General features: G+C 66.4%; 18 protein-coding genes and 2 tRNA genes. 10 read left to right on the forward strand and 10 right to left on the reverse strand.

Features of this window, described 5'->3' with window-relative positions; all coding sequences use genetic code 11:
• Positions 1–109: 109 nt before the first annotated feature.
• The gene (locus QGN30_RS02480; protein WP_008262523.1) at positions 110–676 is read left to right on the forward strand and encodes a TetR/AcrR family transcriptional regulator; all 567 of its coding nucleotides are present in this window, start codon (positions 110–112) and stop codon (positions 674–676) included.
• A gap of 22 nt (positions 677–698) precedes the next feature.
• Here QGN30_RS02480 and QGN30_RS02485 read toward each other — a convergent pair.
• The 9 genes from QGN30_RS02485 to dnaA all read right to left on the reverse strand — a co-directional run bounded on the left by QGN30_RS02485 (position 699) and on the right by dnaA (position 13,212).
• A tRNA-Ala gene (locus tag QGN30_RS02485) sits at positions 699–771 on the reverse strand.
• Positions 772–919: 148 nt separating this feature from the next.
• A tRNA-Ile gene (locus tag QGN30_RS02490) sits at positions 920–993 on the reverse strand.
• An 81-nt stretch (positions 994–1,074) separates the two neighbouring features.
• Positions 1,075–1,959, reverse strand: coding sequence for a DUF3566 domain-containing protein (locus QGN30_RS02495; protein WP_014378744.1), 885 nt, complete (start codon positions 1,957–1,959; stop codon positions 1,075–1,077).
• A gap of 146 nt (positions 1,960–2,105) precedes the next feature.
• The gene (gene gyrA / locus QGN30_RS02500; RefSeq protein WP_248923292.1) at positions 2,106–5,882 is read right to left on the reverse strand and encodes an intein-containing DNA gyrase subunit A; all 3,777 of its coding nucleotides are present in this window, start codon (positions 5,880–5,882) and stop codon (positions 2,106–2,108) included.
• A gap of 51 nt (positions 5,883–5,933) precedes the next feature.
• Positions 5,934–7,967 carry a DNA topoisomerase (ATP-hydrolyzing) subunit B gene (gene gyrB, locus QGN30_RS02505; protein WP_009954877.1) on the reverse strand — a complete coding sequence of 678 codons (2,034 nt, stop codon included), beginning with the start codon at positions 7,965–7,967 and terminating at the stop codon, positions 5,934–5,936.
• 257 nt (positions 7,968–8,224) lie between these two features.
• Positions 8,225–8,788, reverse strand: coding sequence for a DUF721 family protein (locus QGN30_RS02510; protein WP_014940902.1), 564 nt, complete (start codon positions 8,786–8,788; stop codon positions 8,225–8,227).
• Complete coding sequence (gene recF, locus QGN30_RS02515) at positions 8,785–9,942, reverse strand: DNA replication/repair protein RecF (protein ID WP_038534615.1); 1,158 nt, start codon at positions 9,940–9,942, stop codon at positions 8,785–8,787. Before recF ends, QGN30_RS02510 begins: the two co-directional genes overlap by 4 nt.
• Positions 9,943–11,142, reverse strand: coding sequence for a DNA polymerase III subunit beta (gene dnaN, locus QGN30_RS02520; RefSeq protein WP_038534613.1), 1,200 nt, complete (start codon positions 11,140–11,142; stop codon positions 9,943–9,945).
• A gap of 534 nt (positions 11,143–11,676) precedes the next feature.
• Complete coding sequence (gene dnaA, locus QGN30_RS02525) at positions 11,677–13,212, reverse strand: chromosomal replication initiator protein DnaA (protein ID WP_009952232.1); 1,536 nt, start codon at positions 13,210–13,212, stop codon at positions 11,677–11,679.
• 602 nt (positions 13,213–13,814) lie between these two features.
• On the opposite strand from dnaA, the gene rpmH reads away from it, so the two are divergent.
• The 9 genes from rpmH (at position 13,815) to QGN30_RS02570 (ending at position 20,255) form a co-directional block, all read left to right on the forward strand.
• Positions 13,815–13,958 (forward strand): 50S ribosomal protein L34, encoded by a 144-nt coding sequence (gene rpmH / locus QGN30_RS02530; RefSeq protein ID WP_003874369.1) that lies wholly within the window; start codon positions 13,815–13,817, stop codon positions 13,956–13,958.
• Positions 13,959–13,980: 22 nt separating this feature from the next.
• Positions 13,981–14,340: a ribonuclease P protein component gene (gene rnpA / locus QGN30_RS02535; protein ID WP_026071092.1), complete on the forward strand. Its 360-nt coding sequence runs from the start codon at positions 13,981–13,983 to the stop codon at positions 14,338–14,340.
• Positions 14,337–14,687, forward strand: coding sequence for a membrane protein insertion efficiency factor YidD (gene yidD / locus QGN30_RS02540; protein ID WP_009952229.1), 351 nt, complete (start codon positions 14,337–14,339; stop codon positions 14,685–14,687). Before rnpA ends, yidD begins: the two co-directional genes overlap by 4 nt.
• Positions 14,668–15,765, forward strand: a complete 1,098-nt coding sequence (gene yidC, locus QGN30_RS02545) for a membrane protein insertase YidC (RefSeq protein ID WP_014381554.1) — start codon at positions 14,668–14,670, stop codon at positions 15,763–15,765. Before yidD ends, yidC begins: the two co-directional genes overlap by 20 nt.
• 81 nt (positions 15,766–15,846) lie before the next feature.
• A complete protein-coding gene (locus QGN30_RS02550) occupies positions 15,847–16,413 on the forward strand; it encodes a Jag family protein (protein ID WP_009952226.1) in 567 nt (188 codons plus the stop codon).
• Positions 16,414–16,490: 77 nt separating this feature from the next.
• Positions 16,491–17,231 (forward strand): 16S rRNA (guanine(527)-N(7))-methyltransferase RsmG, encoded by a 741-nt coding sequence (gene rsmG, locus QGN30_RS02555; protein ID WP_248923291.1) that lies wholly within the window; start codon positions 16,491–16,493, stop codon positions 17,229–17,231.
• Complete coding sequence (locus QGN30_RS02560; protein WP_263645948.1) at positions 17,228–18,220, forward strand: ParA family protein; 993 nt, start codon at positions 17,228–17,230, stop codon at positions 18,218–18,220. Before rsmG ends, QGN30_RS02560 begins: the two co-directional genes overlap by 4 nt.
• Positions 18,221–18,243: 23 nt before the next feature.
• On the forward strand, positions 18,244–19,239 hold the full coding sequence (locus tag QGN30_RS02565) for a ParB/RepB/Spo0J family partition protein (protein WP_041785343.1): 996 nt from the start codon (positions 18,244–18,246) through the stop codon (positions 19,237–19,239).
• A 263-nt stretch (positions 19,240–19,502) separates the two neighbouring features.
• On the forward strand, positions 19,503–20,255 hold the full coding sequence (locus QGN30_RS02570; protein WP_014381551.1) for a hypothetical protein: 753 nt from the start codon (positions 19,503–19,505) through the stop codon (positions 20,253–20,255).
• 4 nt (positions 20,256–20,259) lie between these two features.
• On the opposite strand, the gene QGN30_RS02575 is transcribed toward QGN30_RS02570, so the two are convergent.
• Entirely contained in the window at positions 20,260–21,483 is a 1,224-nt protein-coding gene (locus tag QGN30_RS02575) for an N-acetylmuramoyl-L-alanine amidase (protein ID WP_008262474.1), read from the reverse strand.
• Positions 21,484–21,487 lie beyond the last annotated feature (4 nt).

Raw genomic sequence — 21,487 nt, forward strand, 5'->3', positions numbered from 1 at the left:
ACCAGGGACACCGGTCGCCAGCAGGACGTTTGTGTGAGAAAAATAGGCCAATACTTCTCATGCTGCGAGAGCTATTTTCGCATCCCGCAGCGTAGGGGAGCATGGGTGGATGCCACGCGACGACTGGTTGGTGGGCCGTGATCGCCGTAGCGAAGCGGCCGAGCGGATCTATAGCGCCGCGGCTGATCTCATCGCTCGCCGGGGGTATGAAGGTTTCACGATCGAGGCCCTGGCCGCCCGGGTTCACTGCTCACCCGCGACGATCTACCGGCACGCCGGCGGCAAGGCCACCATCCGCGATGCCGTCGTCGCCATCCACGCGGCTCGCATCGTCGACACCACACGGGAAGCCATCAAGGACCTCCGCGGGCCCGATCGTGTCGTCGCCGCCACGATCATCGCGTTAGAACGCCTGCGGTCGGACCCACTGGCCCAGCTCATGCGATCGATCCACGCGGCCCCGGTCAGCGACTGGGTGATCAGCTCGCCGACCGTGACGAGCTTGGCCGCCGAGATGCTCGGCCCCGGCAACCATCATCCGCTGGCCGCGCAGTGGCTGATTCGCGTCTTCCTGGGGCTGTGGGCCTGGCCGCTCAAGGATCCGGCCGCCGAACGCGCCTTGGTGGAACGCTTCCTCGGCCCGTCCTACGCGCCGCGGACAGGGATGGCCAATTAGGCGTGCAAAGGGAATCGGCTTGTGGAGCCTAGGGGAATCGAACCCCTGACACCCGCCTTGCAAAGGCGGTGCTCTACCAACTGAGCTAAGGCCCCTCATCGTGACTGGGTGGTTGACCGGGGTCATCCACAGCCACGTGCCAGACCTCGACTCCACGTCGTGACCACGCCACCGCTGCCAATACGGCGATCAGTGCCAGTGGCAGTGCGAGTCGTACGCAACGTCTTGACGGGCACATGGTTGTGGGCCTAGGAGGACTCGAACCTCCGACCTCTTCGTTATCAGCGAAGCGCTCTAACCGCCTGAGCTATAGGCCCGTACTCGCGTACGGCCGAGCGACGAGATTACCGCACTAGCCGCCCGACTCCCAAAAACGCAGCACCAGAGCTAGCCATCAGCTAGTCGCGATCCGCCAGCGTCACTTCGATGCCGCCGATCAGATCGGTGGTCAGGTTGTAGACGAACGCGGCGATGGTCGCCATCGCGGTCAGCAGCACGATGTTGACCAGGCCGATCAAGACGGCGCCGCCGAAAATCGTGCCGCTGGATACCAGTTCGCCGCTGCTGCCGCTGGTGTTGTTCAGCAGGTCGCCGACGTTGCTGTTCAACTTCGACCAGACGCCCATGCCGCCGAGCACGAGGTAGAGGAACGCGACGGCGATCATCCACACGAAGAACAGCGCCACCGACAACAGCAGCGACACCTTCAACGTGCTCCACGGGTCGATCCGGCGGATCTGCATGCTGGCCCGGACGGGTCCTCGCGTCCGCCGTGACACCTGCACGCGGTCGCGGTTCTCCCGGGCTTCCCGGCTTTCCGAGGTCGAAGGCCGGCCGGCTCCCGACGGACTCTCCGGCGTCCGCTGTTCGGGTGCGGGCTTGCGGTGCGGGCCGCGCGGTAGTGGGCCGGACAGGTCCGGCAACTCGCTGGCGTAGGCCTCAGCGGGCGATCCTTCGCGGGCCGGTGCCGCGTCGGCGTCTTTCGCATGCGCCGCGGCGCCGGCTCCGGGTGCCGCGGTGCCGGAGATGAAACGGTTCAGCCTCGCCTCGACCCCGCCGGCCGGACCCGATGGCCGCTTCTCGGTCGGAGGCTCGTTCTGGCGAGACGGTGGCTGCTGGGGCCGGGTGCCGCCACGCTGCCACGGCGGTCCGTCCCCGGGCTCCTGGGGACGGCCACCCTGCGCGGACGGCGCCGCGCGGCGCACCCCGGCGCGCTCGGCCGCACCATCCCCGTTGGGAACGTCTCCCTTTTTGGGGGCGCCCGGCTCGTTCGGTGAAGTCACCCCGACTCCTTAGGTCTGCTACCCCGGCCGCGCAGGCGGTGCAGTCGCGTCATGTCTGATCGGGCTGAGTCTAAATGCCCCGGTCCTCCTCGGGCCGCGCCGCGGCCCGCATCGTCATCGGGCTGAGTCTAGTGGCTTTACACCGACTAGCTCTCCGACTCGGCGCCCTCGACCTCCTCGACGGCTTCGTCCGCGTTCGCTTCGGCATTGCGGGCGATGGCCAACAGGGTGTTTTCCTCGCCCAGGTTCATCAGCCGCACACCCTTGGTCTGCCGTCCCGCCTTGCGGACCTGGCCGGCCGCGGTCCGGATGACGCCGCCTCCCGAGGTGATCGCGTACAGCTCGCTGTCCTCGTCGACGATCAACGCGCCGACCAGCCGGCCACGCCGCCGGTCATACATCACCGTCAAGACGCCCTTGCCGCCGCGGCCCTGCACCGGGTACTCCTCGATCGCGGTGCGCTTGGCGTACCCGCCGGAGGTCGCCACCAGCAGGTAGGTGCCCTCACGAACGACGTTGAGCGACAACAGATAATCGTCGGCGTTGAAGCGCATGCCCTGCACGCCGGAGGTGGCGCGCCCCATCGGGCGCAGCGCTTCGTCGGTCGCCGAGAACCTGATGGACTGGCCGTTGGCCGATACCAGCAGCAGGTCCTCGTCGGAGGAGCACAACACCGCGCCGACCAGCTCGTCGTTGTCGCGCAGGTTGATCGCCACGATTCCACCCGACCGGTTGGAATCGAAGTCGGTCAGCTTGGTCTTCTTCACCAGGCCGTTGCGGGTGGCCAGCACCAGGTACGGCGCATCCTCATAGCCGCGGATCTGGATGACCTGGGCGATCCGCTCCTCGGGCTGGAACGCCAGCAGGTTGGCGACGTGCTGACCGCGCGCGGTGCGGGACGCCTCCGGCAGTTCGTAGGCCTTGGCGCGGTAGACCCGGCCCTGCGTGGTGAAGAACAGGATCCAGTCGTGCGTCGAGCACACGAAGAAGTGCCGCACGATGTCGTCCTGCTTGAGCCCGGCGCCCTGGACGCCCTTGCCGCCGCGTTTCTGGCTGCGGTACAGGTCGGTTTTGGTGCGCTTGGCGTAGCCGGTCTCGGTGATGGTGACGACGACGTCCTCGCGAGCGATCAAGTCCTCGTCGTTCACGTCCCCATCGGCGGCGATGATCCGGGTGCGCCGCTCGTCGCCGTGTTTGTCGACGATCTCGGACAGCTCGTCGTGCACGATCCGGCGCTGCCGCTCGGGCTTGGCCAGGATGTCCTCGAGGTCGGCGATCTCGGCCTCGATCTTGGCCAGGTCGTCGATGATGCGCTGGCGCTCCAGGGCGGCCAGGCGGCGTAGCTGCATGTCCAGGATCGCCTGCGCCTGGATTTCGTCGATATCCAGCAGCTCGATCAGCCCGGCCCGTGCGATGTCCACGGTCTCCGACGCGCGGATCAAGGCGATGACCTCGTCCAGCGCGTCGAGCGCTTTGACCAGACCGCGCAAGATGTGCGCACGCTCGTTGGCCTTGCGCAACCGGTAGGTGGTGCGCCGCACGATGACGTCGAGTTGATGCGCCACGTAGTGGCGAATCATCTGGTCGAGGCGCAGCGTGCGCGGCACCCCGTCGACGATCGACAGCATGTTCGCGCCGAAGCTGGTCTGCAGCTGGGTGTGCTTGTAGAGGTTGTTCAGCACCACTTTGGCGACGGCGTCGCGCTTGATCTCCACGACGATGCGCAAGCCGACCCGGTCGCTGGACTGGTCCTCGATGTTGGAGATGCCGGCGAGTTTGCCGTCGCGGACCTGCTCGGCGATCGAGGTGATGAAGTTGTCGTGGTTCACCTGGTACGGCAGCTCGGTGATGACCAGCGAGGTGCGTCCACGTGAATCCTCTTCCACCTCAACGACTCCGCGCATCCGGATCGAGCCGCGTCCGGTGGTGTACGCGTCGTGGATGCCCTGTGACCCGACGATCAGGCCGTGGGTGGGGAAGTCGGGGCCCTTGACCCGCTCGCAGACCGCGGTGAGGGTGGCCTCTTCGTCGGCCTCGTGATTGTCCAGGCACCAGTAGACGGCCTCGGCCAGCTCGCGCAGGTTGTGCGGCGGGATGTTGGTCGCCATCCCGACCGCGATGCCGCCGGAACCGTTGGCGAGCAGGTTCGGGAACCGGCTGGGCAGGACGGTGGGCTCCTGGACCCGTCCGTCGTAGTTGGGGATGAAATCGACTGTCTCCTCGTCGATTTCGCGCAGCATCTCCATCGCGAGCGGGGTCAGCCGCGCCTCGGTGTTGTGGCTGACGAAACCGTTGGTGAGGAACGCATGGTCCTCGGTGTCGACGCGAAGGCTGTACACCGGTTGGACGCCGGCCTCGGTGACAGAGGCGACCTTCGCGTAATAGAAGCGTCCGTCGGTGAGTTCCGTTGCGATTGCGCGGACATCCGGGTCGGCGATGTGCGAAAGGATCTCCGCGCCCCGTGTGCGCCACCGCTGGATGCGGTCGACGTTGTGGCGGTTCAGCCAGTCCTTGTCGACCCAGCGGCTGCCGGAGTGTCGGCGGACGAACCGTCCCAAGCCGGGAACGTGGTCGCCGTCCATTCCGGCACACGGCGGCATCGCGCCCAGAATCCTGGTCAGCTTGGCTTGTTTCGCACCGCCGAAACCGATTTGCGCGGCGAACAGTTCGGCCTGTGCACGGTTGGTGATGACGACCTTGTGCTCCCCGACGGCGTGCCGGTAGCGGTGCGAAACGACGCCGAACTCGAGCAGCATCTGCTGGACGTCTTTCGCCAGCCGCTCGCTGCGCGTCGAGTACGAGATCTGAATCGTGTTGCGGGGCAGGACGGAGCACGACCCGTCGCCTTCGAACAGCGCCTGCAGGAATGCGCGCTTGACGCAGGCCGGCGCCTGCCAAAGCCATTCCGGTACAGCCTTGTCGGCTGAACGCTGTCCGACGACATCCCAAAGACGGCTACCCCGCAGGGCGTTGACATTGTGGATATCGAGCTCGTACAGCAACGATCCCGACGCAATCGTCCGTTCGGACACGTAACGGGTGCCGCCCACGACCGCGTCATACGCGGTGACCACCGTGTTGAAGAAGTCGCGATCGAGGTTGTTGAAACCGGCGCGCGCCTCGGATACGAAGCCTTCACTGATAAATGCCCCGAGCAGCAAGGCCTCCATCGTCGGCTCCCAGTCGGCGGGACCGAGTTCCGTTGGGGGAGTGCGCTGCATCACGACGCAGTCGTCGGGCCGGATCTCTTCGATCAGCCTCCATAACAGGGTCGGTACGCCACCGACGTCGACTAGGCACAGCAACGGGTGGTTTGCGGTGCCGGTGACCTCGTAGCCTTCGGCGGTGCGCACGGTGTAGGTCTGATGGTCGCCCGAATGGAACAAGCGGTCCGCCAGAACCGGGTTACCGTGCCGATCGAGAACTTTCAGGTCGGTCACGTTGTCCGTATTCGGCTTCGCGCCCGGGACGACGTCGTCGATCCGCACGGATTGCCCGAACGGCAACCGCACCAATGCATCCGCCGTGACGCAATACCTCATGGCCGCCGGCGGGTCGTTGCCGGGCGAACCGAAGTTGCCCTGCCCGTCGACCAAGGGATAGCGCAGCGACCACGGCTGCGCCATCCGCACCAGGGTGTCGTAGATCGAGGCGTCGCCGTGCGGGTGGTAGTTACCCATCGTCTCGGCGACCGACCGCGCCGACTTCGCGTGGCTGCGGTCCGGCCGGAAGCCGGAGTCATACATCGCATAGAGCACCCGGCGGTGCACCGGCTTGAGGCCGTCGCGCACCTCGGGCAGCGCGCGGCCGACGATCACGCTCATCGCGTAATCGATGTAGCTGCGCTGCATCTCCTGCTGAATGTCAACCGGCTGGATCCGGTCGACGGAGTCGTCACCTGGCGGCAGCGTGGTGTCAGTCATGTATTCCTCGTTGGTCGGTCAACGGTGGCAGGTCTGCATCGCTCAGCCGTCTTAGACATCTAAGAAGCGAACGTCCTTGGCGTTACGGGTGATAAAGCTGCGGCGCGCGTCGACGTCCTCGCCCATCAGGATCGAGAACAGCTCGTCGGCGGCCGCGGCGTCGTCCAGCGTGACTTGGCGCAACACCCGGACGGTGGGATCCATTGTGGTTTCCCACAATTCCTTCGCATCCATCTCACCGAGGCCCTTGTAGCGCTGAATGCCGTCGTCCTTGTTGATCTTCTTGCCGGCCTTCTGCCCTGCTTCCAACAAGCCGTCGCGCTCGCGGTCGGAGTAGGCGAATTCGGGGTCGCTGCGCTGCCACTTCAGCTTGTACAGCGGCGGTTGCGCCAAGAACACGTGCCCGTTTTCGATCAGGGGCCGCATGAAACGGAAGAGCAGAGTCAACAAGAGCGTCGAGATGTGCTGGCCGTCGACGTCGGCGTCGGCCATCAGCACGATCTTGTGATAGCGCAGCTTGGTGATGTCGAACTCGTCGTGGATGCCGGTGCCCAGGGCGGTGATGATGGCCTGCACCTCGGTGTTCTTCAACACCCGGTCGATGCGGGCCTTCTCGACGTTGATGATCTTGCCGCGCAGCGGCAGGATGGCCTGGAACATCGAGTCGCGGCCGCTCTTCGCCGAGCCGCCGGCCGAATCACCCTCCACCACATACAGTTCCGACTTGCGCGGATCCGTCGAGCGGCAGTCGGCGAGCTTGCCGGGCAGCCCGCCCAGATCGGTGGCGCTCTTGCGACGCACCAACTCTCGCGCCTTGCGCGCGGCGATCCGGGCCTGCGCCGACGACACCGCCTTGTTGACCACCACCTTGGCGTCCGCGGGGTTGGCCTCGAACCAGTGGGTGAGCTGTTCGTTGCAGACCTTCTGCACGAACGACTTCACTTCGGTGTTGCCCAGCTTGGTCTTGGTCTGACCCTCGAACTGCGGTTCGCTGACCTTGACCGAGATCACCGCGGCCAGGCCTTCGCGAATGTCGTCGCCGGTGAGGTTCGGGTCCTTGTCTTTCAGCAACTTCTTGTCTTTGGCGTACTTGTTCACCACCGACGTCAGCGCGCTGCGGAAGCCCTCTTCGTGGGTGCCGCCCTCGTGGGTGTTGATGGTGTTGGCGAAGGTGTGCACGGATTCCGAGTAGCCGCCGTTCCACTGCATCGCGATCTCGACCTCGTGGCCGGGACCTTTGCCGTCGAAGTCGATGATGCTCTGCTGGATCGGGCTCTTGGTGCGGTTGATGTGCTTGACGAAGTCGACCAGACCGCCGGGGTAGTGGAAGGTGCGGTGCTTAACCTTATGTGGCGCAGTCGATTCCGCCGCCTTTTCCTGGGCCGACTTGGGTGCGTCGGCGGTATCGCTGACGACCTCGTCGACGACCTCCTCGTTGCTCACCCGCTCGTCGGTGAGGTTGATGGTCAACCCCTTGTTGAGGAACGCCATTTCCTGCAGCCGGCGCGCCACCGTCTCGAAGTCGTACTCGGTGGTCTCGAAGATGTCGGGGTCGGCCCAGAACCTGATCGTGGTGCCCGTCCGCTTGGTGGCCTCACCCTGTTTGAGCGTTCCGGGTACGGCGTGGTCGTAGAACTGCGACCATTCGTAGCCATCGCGGGCGATGTCCACCTCGAGCCGGGTCGACAGCGCGTTGACCACCGAGACGCCCACGCCGTGCAGGCCACCGCTGACGTTGTAACCGCTGTTCTCACCGCCGAACTTGCCGCCGGCGTGAAGTTGGGTCATGACGACGTCGACGGTGGGGGCGCCGGTCGCGTGCATCGCGACCGGGATGCCGCGCCCGTTGTCGGCGACCTCGACGCTGCCGTCGTCGAGTATCCGCACGTCGACCTTGTTGGCATAGCCGGCCATCGCCTCGTCGACGGAGTTGTCGACCACCTCCCAGATGAGGTGGTGCAGACCACGCTCGCCGGTGGACCCGATGTACATGCCGGGGCGTTTGCGGACGGCTTCGAGGCCTTCGAGCACGGTGATCGCTGAAGCGCCGTAATCGTCTTGCGCCTTCTTCTTCTGGGCAGCCACGGTCGGAATGCTCTCCTTGGGGTTTCATGCGGGCGGTTCCTCATCACCGCAACAGTCGCATGCGGCTAGTCTAGCGTGATCCCCCGTCCGCACCGATTTTCTAGCCGCGTTTCTACCCAGCTAACCGCGCCGTGCGGACGATTTCTTTATTCTGGCCGCGTCCCGACGTGCATCAAGGGTGTCTACGGGATTCTGGCCGATTTGAGCGGCCTGTGGATAAACGTCTGCCCGGGGATCGGGCGGCGCCCCGAATGGCGCTAACCGTAGGTGTCGCGCGGGCCTCTCCCGGCGATGTGGCGCGGCCCCTTGCGCCACGACGGCGCGGCCGGCCCGGTGATCTTCAGCGACGTCACCACCCCGTTGCCGACCGCGGCGGCGATCTTCGCCAACAGCTGCGCCTGAATCATCCGCAACTGCGTGGCCCATGCCGTCGATTCCGCGGAGACGCTCAGCACGCCGTCCTTGAGGGCGGTCGGGACGGCGTGGTCGGCGATCTGGTGGCCGACCACCGATGTCCAGTTGCCCAGCACGGTGCCCTCGGCGACTTGCGCGGACCAGCCCCGCTTTTTCGCCAAGTCGCGCGCCAATCTGCCCAGCGGTTGCGGGTCGCGCCCGTCCGGCCCGGGCCCCGACCAGCTTCGCCGCTGGCCCGCCACCCGGCGCGGGGAAGACGACACCGCGCGGCCGCGGCCGGCGTCCTTCCCCTGCGCGCGCGCCGCCGCCCGGGCCTCCTCGAGGGTGCGCCTGACCAAGTCGATCCCGCTCAGCTCGCCCGACGGCCCGCCGGGGCCGGGACCTGGACCCGCGCCCGTGCCGGTCATGCGCGCATCTCCGATACCCGGCCCGAGTCGCCGTCATGCAGGTCGACGTAGACCCGTCGAACGTCCCAGCCCGCCGGGATGTCCTCGACAACCGCGGCGGTGACCAGCACCTGCTCGGCCGATTCGGCCACGGTTGCCAGGGCGCGGCGCCGGGTCGAGTCGAGCTCGGCAAAGACATCGTCGAGCAACAACACGGGGTCGCTTTCGTCGGCGCGCAACAGCTCGTAGGCGGCGAGTCGCAGCGCCAACGCGAACGACCACGATTCCCCATGGCTGGCAAAGCCTTTCGCCGGCTGATCGCCGAGCCACAGCTCCAGGTCGTCCCGGTGCGGACCGACCAAACACATGCCGCGCTCCAACTCCGCACCGCGGCGCTCCGCCAACGCGGCCAACAGAGCGGCCTCGAGGAATTCGCGGTCCCCGCCAGCGATGTCCGCCGCGGCGTCGGCGCCCAGGCTGGAACGGTAGCTGATCGACGCGGCACGTGATCCCGGAGCCAGCAGTTGATAAGCCTTCTCCACCTCGGGCGTCAGCTGGTTCACCAAATCGATACGGGCGGACATCAATTCGGCCCCGTGTTCGGCCAGGCGACTGTCCCAAACCTCGAGCGTGTCCAGCGCACTGTGATCGCCCCGGTACCGCGCGCCAGACAGGGATTTCAACAGCGCGGTCCGCTGCCGCAGCACTTTCTCGTAGTCGGCACGCACCGCCGCCACGGCCGGCCGACGCAGCGTTGCCAGGTCGTCGAGGTAGCGGCGTCGCTCCGACGGGTCGCCGCGCACCAGCGCCAAGTCCTCGGGGGCGAACAACACCGCGCGCAAGACGCCGATGACCTCGCGGGTGCTGCGCACCGGTGAGCGATTCAGCCGCGCCTTGTTCGCCCGCCCCGCGGCGATTTCCAGATCGACGGCGCATTCCCTGCCGTCGTTGACCACGATCGTGGAAACGACCGCCCGGGCGGCACCGGCCCGGATCAACGGCGCGTCAGTTCCCACCCGGTGTGAACCCAGAGTGCTCGAATACCACAGCGCCTCAAGGAGATTCGTCTTCCCGAATCCGTTGGAACCGATGAAGACCGTCCGACCGGGTTGCAATTCGAGGTCGGCGTGTGCCCAGGACCGGAAGTCGCGCAGTCCTAAATGCCGGACGTACACCTAGCCAGGCAACCGGACAGGCATCAACAGGTAGACGTAATCGGTCGGCAGGGCGCTGAACGGTCCCGGCCCGGTCGGGTGGCTGTCGTCGTCCAGCGCCGGGCGCAGCAACGCTGGCTTGCCCGGAGTCGTGAAACCAAACGACACCCGCTCGGAATGCACCGAACCCAGTCCGTCGGTCAAGTAGGTCGGATTGAAGGCGATGGTCAGCGGTTCGCCGGCGAAATCGATCGCCAGGTCTTCTTCGGCCCGGCCGACGTCGTCGGCCCCCGCGGACAGCCGCAGCAATCCATCGCTGAATTCCATCCGCACCTGCGCCCCGCGGTCGGCGACCAGCGCGACCAACTTGATGGCCTCGGTCAACTCCGCCACATCGATCGTCGCGACGGCGGTGTGCTCGGCCGGCAGCAGCTGGCGGAACTTCGGGAATTCCGCATCAAGCAGGCGCGTGGTGCTGCGCTTGCCGTTCCCGCTGATGCCGAGCAACCCGTCCTTTCCAACGCCGGCACCCGCGCCCAACGACAACCGAACCTCAGCGCCGTCGGTGCCGGCCCGGGCGGCTTCGGCCAGCGTCTTGGCCGGCACCAGGACCGCGGCTTCGATGTCTGGCGAGGCCGCCGACCAGGTCAGCTCGCGAACCGCCAACCGGAACCTGTCGGTGGCGGCCAGCACCACCGTGTCGCCCGAAATCTCAACCCGGATCCCGGTCAACATGGGCAACGTGTCGTCCCGCCCGGCCGCGATGGCCACCTGGCTGATCGCCTCGGCGAACAGATCGGCGGGCAGCGTCCCGGTCTCGTCCGGGAGGGCCGGCAGTGTCGGGTAATCCTCGACCGCCATCGTCGGCAACGAGAACCTGGCATTTCCGCAGTTCAGCGCCACCCGGTTGCCGTCGACGTAGAAGTCGATCGGCTTGTTCGGCAACGCCCGAACGATGTCTGACAAGAGCCGTCCGGAGACCAAAACGCTTCCGGGAGAAGCGATTTCGGCTGCGACCTGAGCTTCCGCGGATACCTCGTAATCGAATCCGGAGATCGTCAGGCCGTCATCGGTCCCGGACAGCAGCACGCCGGATAGCACCGGCACCGCGGGTCTGGACGGCAGGTTCTTCGCCACCCACGACACCGCGTCGGCGAAAGACTCCCGCACCAAACGAAACTTCAAGTCGCTGAGGCCAGCCGTTGTCGTCGCCACGTCCATAGCGTCCCTTCACCTTCAGCGTTTTCGAATCCATTGTGGCTAGCCTCCCCCCGCTAGCACGGGGCTCCGCCACGAGCGCCGGCGACGCAACGCGCCGACGACGACCGTAACGGCAGTCGAAGAACAACCGTAGATCCTCCGGGGCCATCTTGAAAGCTAATCGCGAAGGCCGACAAAACGATCTGACGACGGACTCGGCGAGGGGTGTGCACCGAACGTCCCCAGGCCTGTATTTCCAAGAAGAACCGATGTAGAGATCTCAGTAACAGTATTAAGGCCTGTGCATTCTGGGGACAGCGTCGCCCCGGCCCAGCTAGCGCGACGATCGGGATGTGGATCGTCGCGGTGGCGCCTGTGAGTCAGGTGTTGGTCCGGTGGGGACGAACGACAAGTGTGCACGGAACGCCCGGTACTGCACCGCAGTTTGAATGCTGTGTGCACAGGGCTGCGCACATGCCCTGGGTGTTGCGGATGTGACGGACGCGCGAGAAGTTTCTCGAAAAATTTGCGCGCAGGGGCGCCGAAACCGGGGATTCAGCGCTTGGAGCGCTGCCGGATGCGGGTGGTGAGCTCCTTGACGTGATCAAAAACCTCACGCCGCTCGGCCATTTCGGACAGGATCTTGCGTTGCGCGTACATGACCGTGGTGTGGTCGCGGCCGAAGGCCTGCCCGATCTTGGGCAGCGACAGATCGGTGAGCTCACGGCACAGGTACATCGCGATCTGGCGTGACTGGGCGAGCGCCCGCGTCTTGCCCGGGCCGCGGAGTTCTTCCACGGTGGTGTCGAAGTATTCGGCGGTGGCGGCCATGATGGTGGCCGCACTGATCTGCATGGTGCTGGCGTCGGCGATCAAATCGCGGAGCACGATTTCGGCCAGCGCCTTGTCGATCGGGGTCTTGTTCAGCGAGGCGAAGGCGGTCACCCGGATCAGGGCGCCCTCGAGCTCGCGGATGTTGCGCTCGATGCTGCTGGCGATGAGTTCGAGGACGTCGTCGGGGACCGCGAGCCGCTCCATCTGGGCTTTCTTGCGCAGGATGGCGATCCGGGTTTCCAGCTCCGGGGGCTGCACGTCGGTGATCAGACCCCATTCGAACCGTGTTCGCAGCCGGTCTTCCAGGGTGGCGAGCTGCTTGGGCGGCCGGTCCGAGGAGATGACGATCTGCTTGTTGGCGTTGTGCAGCGTGTTGAAGGTGTGGAAGAACTCTTCCTGGATACCTTCCTTGCCCTCGATGAACTGAATGTCATCGACGAGCAGCACGTCGACATCGCGATAGCTGCGCTTGAAGGCCACCTTGCGGTCGTCGCGCAGCGAGTTGATGAAGTCGTTGGTGAATTCCTCGGTGGAGACGTACTTGACCCGCATCCCCGGGAACAGGCGCTGCGCGTAATTGCCGGCGGCGTGCAGCAAGTGGGTCTTGCCGAGACCGGATTCGCCCCAGATGAACAGGGGGTTGTACGCGCGGGCCGGGGCCTCGGCGATCGCCAGGGCCGCGGCATGGGCGAACCGGTTGGAGGCGCCGATGACGAACGTGTCGAATGTGTAGCGGCGGTTGAGGCTCGTGCCGGCGGCGACGGCGGGGTCGATGGCGTGCGGCCGCTCGGTGAAGTAATTCGGCCAGCCCGGCTGGGCGCCGTCGACGGCCTCGCCGTTTTCGAACGGCTCGTCGGTGTCGAGCGCGGCGTCGTCGCCGGGAATCGAACCGTCGGATCCCGGGAACGGCTCCGCCGGCGGGATCAGGGCGTCCTCGACATCGTCGGGTGGGGGAGCGATGCGGACTCCCAGCTGGATCTGTTGTCCGAGCCGGCGGCTGAGCGCATCGGTGATCGGGGCCCGCAGATGCCGTTCGATCTCGTTTTGCACGAAGCTGCTCGGAACGGACAGCAGGGCAAATCCCTCGACGATCGTCAGCGGCCGGACCAAATTCAGCCACGCCCGTTGCTGCGGGGTGAGGGGAGTGACCAGGGTGGTGCGGTTGGCGGCTACGCCGTCCGCGGTCGGGTCACCGTTGAGCTCGGAAACGACCGCATTCCACACTGTCGTGAAGCCTGAACCGGGGTCATCGGTCAACGACGCATCTCCCTGGTTCTCGAACGTCCCGGGTCGAAGTACAACTCACGCTTGGCGACGAAACGGCTGTCCACATAGTTATACACAGGTGTGGACAGGGTGGTCGTCTGCAAGCCACAACCTACCGGCGACGGCTCGCGATCTCCGCGCTGGAAGAAAACCCACAAAGGTTGTCTAGGCAGCTAGTCGATCCACCATCCTCGCTTCGTTGTCGAGCGCTGCTTCAGTCTAAAACGACTTTGGCAGAAGCTAACAGTTTTCCGTGCGGCTGCCAACCGTTCCGCTGCATTCCAATCGGGTCGTTTAGGGTGAGTGGGGCCTTGGTTCGGGTCGTTATCGTAGTCACCCCGGAGCCGAGTGTGACCGGAACGGAAAATCTTTCGCCGGGTCCGCGCGGCGGCGTTGCGGCAGGCCAGGTTTGACCAGGCGAGGGCTCGTCAGTACCCTCAAACAGTCGCCCGAAAGTCGGCGATACGGCTGCGACCCGGAACCACCCGGGGACCGCGCCGGCCAGCAGCAGCAAGACCACCTCCGGTCGGACCGCAGACGAGCCCGAAGCGAACCGTCTGATCGGCCGGATGGCAAACAACGAGGAGAACGTCGTGGCCAAGGGCAAGCGGACCTTCCAGCCGAATAACCGGCGCCGAGCCCGCGTGCATGGCTTCCGCTTGCGGATGCGCACTCGTGCCGGACGCGCGATCGTGTCCGGTCGGCGTCGCAAGGGCCGCCGCGCGCTATCTGCCTGATCGCGGGTCAGGTCTTTCGGCGGTGCTTCCCGCACGCAACCGCATGACGCGGTCAATTGAGTTTGACGCGACGGTGAAGCACGGGATCCGCATGGCACAGCCCGACATTGTCGTGCACTTCCGGCGCGAAACCGACGGCGGCGACGCGACGGCGCCCCACGTCGGACTCGTTGTCGGCAAGCCCGTCGGGTCGGCGGTGGAACGTCACCGGGTCGCCCGCCGGCTGCGACATGTGGCCCGCACGATTCTCGGTGACCTTCAGGATTCCGACCGGCTGGTGATCCGGGCGCTGCCCAGTAGCCGGACCGCGTCGTCGGCCCGGTTGGAACAGGAACTGCGGCGGTGTTTGCGACGGATGCCGGCGACGGGGATCGCACCGTGACCGGACGCTCTGCGGTGGGTGCGTTGACCCACACCGTTGGACGGTCCGTGGCGCGGGGATTGATTTTCCTCATCCAGCTCTATCGGCATATGGTGTCGCCGCTGCGCCCGGCGACCTGTCGCTTCGTTCCGACCTGCAGCCAGTACGCGGTCGATGCGCTGAACGAGTACGGGTTGATCCGGGGGAGCTGGTTGGCTGCGGTCAGGCTCGCCAAGTGCGGACCATGGCACGAGGGCGGATGGGATCCGATACCGGATCGCCCCGGCTGCCAAGGGGATTGCCAAGACGCCAGCGACGCTCGGGTGGTCCGAGCGACGCGAGGGGAGAGTGAGTCTTTTGTCGTTTGACGTTTTCAGCCTCGACTTCGTCTACTACCCGGTGTCGTGGATCATGTGGGTTTGGTACAAGTTGTTCGCCTCCATGCTGGGGCCGTCGAACTTCTTCGCCTGGGCGCTGTCGGTGATGTTCTTGGTCTTCAGCCTGCGCGCGTTGCTCTACAAGCCCTTCGTGCGACAGATCCGGACCACGCGCCAGATGCAGGAGTTGCAACCGCAGATCAAGGCGCTGCAGAAGAAGTACGGCAAGGACCGGCAGCGCATGGCGCTCGAGATGCAGAAGCTGCAGCGCGAACACGGCTTCAACCCGATTCTCGGCTGCCTGCCAATGCTGGCGCAGATCCCGGTGTTCATCGGTCTGTATCACGTGTTGCGCTCGTTCAACCGAACCACCGGTGGGTTCGGGCAGCCGCACCTGTCGGTGGCCGAGAACCGGCTCACCGGAAACTACGTCTTCACCCCGACGGACGTCGCGCATTTCCTGGACGCCAACTTGTTCGGCGCACCGATCGGCGCGTTCATGACGCAGCGCACGGGCCTGGACGCGTTCACCGTTTTCAGCCGGCCGGCCGTGATCGCCGTGGGGCTGCCGGTGATGATCCTGGCCGGGGTGGCGACGTACTTCAACAGTCGGGCGTCGGTGGCGAGGCAGAGCCCGGAGGCGGCGGCCAACCCGCAGACCGCGATGATGAACAAGCTTGCGCTGTATGTGTTTCCGCTCGGCGTGGTGGTCGGTGGGCCGTTCCTTCCGCTGGCGATCATCCTGTACTGGTTCGCCAACAACATCTGGACCTTCGGGCAGCAGCACTACGTCTTCGGGATGATCGAAAAAGAAGACGAAGCCAAGAAGCAGGAAGCGATCGCGCGCCGGGCGGCCAACGCGCCGGCTCCCGGAGCGAAGCCGAAGCGCACACCGAAGGCGGCAGCGCCGGGCGGGAACGGTTCGGCGAAGGCCGGTGGGGATACCGAGGGGTCCGGTTCGGCGGAGGCGGAGTCCGATGACGCCGACGGGCAGGCGCCCGAAGCCACCGACACTCCGAGCAATCGCACCCCGCGGCCGGGCGCGCGACCGAAGAAACGCAAACGCTGATACGGCGGACAAGCTACCGGGGCGACCCTGGGCAGGGCGGCCCCAACCGGGCTCAGACCCATGGATGAGGGAGAGAAAGACATGACAGACGCCGACACCACCGAGCGCGACGTGGACACGGACCTCGAGACCCAAGCGGCGGCCGAGGACACCGTCCAGGGTGACGCCGAGGAGGGCGACGACCTGGAGGAGCGGTTGGTCGCCGAGGGCGAGATCGCCGGCGACTACCTCGAGGAGTTGTTGGACCTCTTGGACTTCGACGGCGACATCGACCTGGACGTCGAGGGGAGCCGGGCCGTGGTGAGCATCGATGGCGGCGACGACTTGAACAAGTTGGTCGGCCGCGGCGGCGAGGTGCTCGACGCGCTGCAGGAGCTCACCCGGTTGGCGGTGCACCAGAAGACCGGCGTGCGGAGTCGGTTGATGCTCGACATCGCGAGTTGGCGCCGGCGCCGGCGCGAAGAGTTGGCGGCGCTGGGCGACAAGGTGGCGCGGCGGGTGCTCGAGTCGGGGGAGCGCGAAGAGCTGGCACCGATGACACCTTTCGAACGGAAGATCGTGCACGACGCCGTCGCGGCGGTTCCCGGAGTCCACAGCGAGAGCGAGGGCGTCGAACCGTCGCGCCGCGTGGTCGTGCTGCACGACTGACGCCCAGAGTTACAGCGGTGTAGTTCGTCTGGTGCGGAGGGTGGCCGAAGGTTGAAAGTGCACGCGCCAACTCGAGGATGTTTCACGTGAAACATGGCGGCCCGGCCGAAGCCGCGGGGGAACGCGCGGGCTCGCACCCGGGCAGCGGCGCCGCCCCGGATTCCGCGGTCGACGCCTTCGGCGAGCGCGTCGGAATCGCGCAACGGTACGCCACGCTCCTTGCGGGTGCGGGCGTGGAGCGCGGGCTGCTGGGGCCGCGGGAAGTCGACCGGATCTGGGACCGCCACATATTGAACAGCGCCGCGGTCGCCGAACTCCTCGGCGCGGGCGAGCGCGTCATCGACATCGGCAGTGGGGCGGGCTTGCCCGGGATACCGCTGGCGATCGCACGGCCCGATCTCGAGGTCGTGTTGCTCGAACCGCTCCTGCGACGCAGCGAATTTCTCAACGAGGTTGTCGACGAACTAGGGTTAGCCGTCGAGGTGGTCCGCGGCCGCGCGGAAGAGCCGGGGGTGCGTGACCGGTTCGGGTCGAGGGATGCGGCGGTATCACGAGCGGTTGCGGCGTTGGACAAACTGACGAAGTGGAGCATGCCGTTGCTACGCCCAGGCGGTCGGATGCTGGCCATCAAGGGGGAGCGGGCGTCCGAGGAAGTTGAACAATTCCGGCGTGTGATGGCAGCATCGGGCGCCGCTGATGTCAGGGTGGTGACATGTGGCGCGAACTATTTGCGTCCCCCCGCAATTGTAGTTTCAGCGCGACGCGGGCAGCCGCCGCACCGCAAGTCGGCACGGACCGGGAAGGCCCGAACGCGATGACTTTTCCAGAAGACAGGCCGGTGACGGCACAGCCAGCCGAGGCCGCCCCGCAGGCGGCTCCTACGCCGGCGCCCCCAGCCGAGCCGGCGGCCGCACCGGCCGCACAGCCGAATGTTTCACGTGAAACAAGCGCCGAATACGACACCCCGATCGGCGCGGCCGCCGAACGGGCGATGCGGGTCCTGCACACGACGTATCCGCCGCTGCGCCGGCCGGCCCGCCGCCGCGTCTTCACCGTCGCGAACCAGAAGGGCGGCGTGGGCAAGACGACCACGGCGGTCAACCTCGCCGCCGCCCTCGCGCTCCAAGGCCTCAAGACCCTCGTCATCGACCTCGACCCCCAGGGCAACGCGAGCACGGCGCTGGGCATCACCGACCGGAAGTCGGGGACGCCGTCGTCGTACGAGGTGTTGTTGGGTGAGGTCTCCGTCCACGATGCCCTGCGGCAGAGCCCGCACAACGACCGGCTGTTCTGCATCCCCGCGACAATCGACCTGGCGGGCGCCGAGATCGAACTGGTGAGCATGGTTGCGCGCGAGAATCGGTTGCGTACCGCTTTGGCCGACCTCGACAGCCTCGACTTCGATTGCGTCTTCATCGATTGCCCGCCGTCGCTCGGCCTGCTGACCATCAACGCGCTCGTCGCGGCACCGGAAGTCATGATCCCGATCCAGTGCGAGTACTACGCCCTCGAGGGCGTCTCGCAGCTGATGCGCAACATCGAGATGGTCAAGGCCCACCTCAACCCGAAGCTCGAGGTGAGCACCGTGGTGCTGACCATGTACGACGGCCGCACCAAGCTGGCGGACCAGGTCGCCGAGGAGGTGCGCCGCTACTTCGGGGCCAAGGTGCTGCGGACGGTGATTCCGCGCAGCGTGAAGGTTTCCGAGGCGCCGGGCTACAGCATGACCATCATCGATTACGACCCCGGTTCCCGCGGGGCGATGAGCTACCTCGACGCGAGCCGCGAACTCGCCGAGCGCGATTGACCACCATCCGTGAAGGGACGACCATGACGCAGCCGTTACGCAAAAAGGGTGGCCTCGGCCGGGGCCTGGCTTCGCTAATTCCGACCGGTCCCGCGGAAGGTGATTCCGGTCCGGCGACCCTCGGCCCCCGGATGGGGGACGCGGCCGCCGACGTCTTGATCGGCGGACCGCCGCCGCAGGACGCGTCGGCCACCGCTTCCATGGGGGCGGTCTACCGCGAGATCGCGCCGGCCGATATCGAGCGCAACCCCCGTCAGCCCCGTCAGGTCTTCGACGAGGAAGCGCTGGCGGAGCTGGTGCACTCCATCCGCGAGTTCGGGCTCTTGCAGCCGATCGTGGTGCGGGCCGTCAAGGATTCGGCCAGCGGTGCGCACTACCAGATCGTGATGGGGGAGCGGCGCTGGCGGGCGGCCCAGGAGGCCGGGCTGGCGACCATCCCCGCGATCGTGCGCGAGACCGGCGACGACGATCTGCTGCGCGACGCCCTGTTGGAAAACATCCACCGCGTGCAGCTGAACCCCTTGGAAGAGGCGGCCGCCTACCAGCAGCTGCTCGACGAGTTCGGGGTCACCCACGATGAACTGGCGGCCCGCATCGGGCGGTCGCGGCCGTTGATCACCAACATGATCCGGTTGCTCAAGCTGCCGATCGCGGTGCAGCGGCGCGTGGCCGCCGGGGTCCTGTCCGCCGGTCATGCCCGCGCACTGCTGTCCCTGGAGGCCGGTCCCGAGGCCCAAGAGGAACTGGCCACCCGCATCGTCGCGGAGGGATTGTCGGTGCGGGCCACGGAGGAGGCGGTCACGCTGGCCAACCGGTCCGGCGCGACCGCGCCGACGCCCCCGCGGCGCAAGCCGATCCAGATGCCCGGCCTGCAAGATGTCGCCGACCGGCTCTCGACCGCCTTCGATACCCGAGTGACGGTCAGCCTGGGCAAACGCAAGGGCAAGATCGTCGTCGAGTTCGGGTCGGTGGACGACCTACAGCGAATCATCGAGGTCATGTCCCCGCCGAAGGCCTGAGCTAGGACACGGTGTAATTACGTCACTGTGACACTGGGGCCGACGCGGCGAGAAATTTCCGCGCCCCGATGCCGCGGTTTGGCGAAACAGCATGGGTAGCAACGACTTTCGATGACCGACCGCCCGCGACCGCGTTATTGCGGCGGTTCGGGCGCCCCGACGCATGTGGCCGGGCTAAAGCTGGCCCGATCACGACCACCTCTCCTATCCTGGAGGGGTTGTCGGTGCAGATGGCTGCCGTACCGCACAGGAGCAGGAGGCTAGTGTCCGCTCGAATCATGCCGCTGCGGCTCGAGGCCTTCGAGCAGCTTCCCAAGCACGCGCGCCGGTGCGTGTTCTGGGAAGTCGATCCGGCGACCCTCGGCAACCAGGATCACCTCACCGACCCCGAATTCGAAAAAGAAGCGTGGCTGTCCATGGTCATGCTGGAGTGGGGCTCGTGCGGTCAGGTGGCGACCGCGATCCCCGACGAGCGAAGCCAGGCCGAGCCGCCGTGCCTGGGCTATGTGTTCTACGCGCCGCCGCGGGCGGTGCCGCGGGCGCAACGATTTCCGACCGGCCCGGTGTCCGCGGACGCGGTGATGCTGACGTCGATGGGCATCGAACCCGGCCCCGCCGCCGACGACCTGCCGCACGGCTTGATCGCCCGGGTCATCGATGAGTTGGTGCGACGCGGCGTACGGGCGCTCGAGGCGTTCGGCCGCACCCCGGCGGCGTCGGAATTACAGGATCCGCGACTGGTGGGTCCCGATGTGCGGGCGGTGTTGGAGGCCGTCGGCGATTGCTCGGTAGAGCGCTGTGTGATGGACGCGGAATTCTTGAAAGACGCGGGATTCGTTGTGGTGGCGCCACATACGTATTTCCCGCGACTGCGGCTCGAGCTCGACAAGGGCCTGGGATGGAAGGCCGAAGTCGAGGCGGCCCTCGAACGTCTGCTGGAAAGCGCGCATCTGGAGCAGCCGGTCGGGGCCGGCTCCACGGCGGGGAATGCGTTGGGAACCACCCTGGGTGGTTGAGGGGCTACGAACCGCCCAGCTGGCTGGTGCGCTCCACCGACAATTCGTGGGCCAGTAGCTCGGCGAAAGTGAATGTGCCCGTGGGCCGGTCGTTCTTGCCCAGCAGGTAGAGCCGCTTGACCGCGGCGAGGATTCCCTCGGCGATGGCATCGCGGGTCTGGGTAGAGACCAGCATGGCGCGGTCGCGCGGGTTGGTGATGTATCCGATGTCGACCTGGACCGTCGGCATGCGGGTCAGACGCAGCAGATCCCACGTCCGGCCGTGCGTGCGGCAATCCCGTAAACCCGTGCGTGCCACCACTTCTCGCTGAATGAAGTCGGCCAGGTTGCGGCCGATGGTGGACACCGAGCCATGGGAGTTGCCGAAGTGAAAGGACGCCACCCCGTTGGCCGCGGCGCTGAGCTGACTTTCGCAGCGCAGGCTGATCATCAGGTCGGCGCCGACATTGTTGGCGGTGGCCGCACGCTCGGCGTCCGAGGGGCTGCTGTTGACCGGACGGGACAGAAAGGTCTCCATCCCGATGGCGGTCATTCGGCCCTCAAGTCGACTCGCCAAGTCCCACAACACATCCGCTTCGCTGACCGGACCGGACGCACCGTGCACGATCAGGCCGTGATCCGCACCGCCGCGGCCCGGATCGATGATGATGCGCTTGCCCGACAGCTTGGGACCCGAACGGCGCACCAGTTCTTCTTCGCGAAGCGCGTGGGGCGACCCGCCGGTGACCCGTGAACTCAGAAAGTACAAGGAGCGCAACGTTTCCGGGCCGCAGATACCGTCGGCCGACAGCCCGTACTCGCGCTGATACGACATCAAAGCGTTGTGTGTCTGCAACCCGAAATAGCCGTCGACCAGGCCGGTGTAAAAACCGAGATCCTGCAGCCGTGCCTGCAGCGTGGCGACGTCGTCACCGAAGAGGGGGGCGCCGAATTGGTGATACAACGTGCGCGCGCCCAGTCGGTAGGACGCCTCCTTGAGCGCGCGGTAGGTGGCCTCGCCGACAATGCCGTCCACGAGCAGGCCGCGATGCTGTTGGAAAGCGCGAACTGCCTGGTCAAGTTCGGCGTCGAAGAGTTCCAGGGCCACGTGCCGGCCGGTAGTGAGATCCTCGTCGTCGGAGCCGTCCAGCATCCCCAATGAGGCGAGGGTGGCCCGGATCTCGGTCACAGCGGCGCTGCGGTCACCACAGCGCAGCGCGTCGCCGTATTCGCGGCGCGGACTCGACATACCA

The organism is Mycobacterium sp. 3-98 (assembly GCF_035918355.1).
Lineage (GTDB): Bacteria > Actinomycetota > Actinomycetes > Mycobacteriales > Mycobacteriaceae > Mycobacterium > Mycobacterium intracellulare.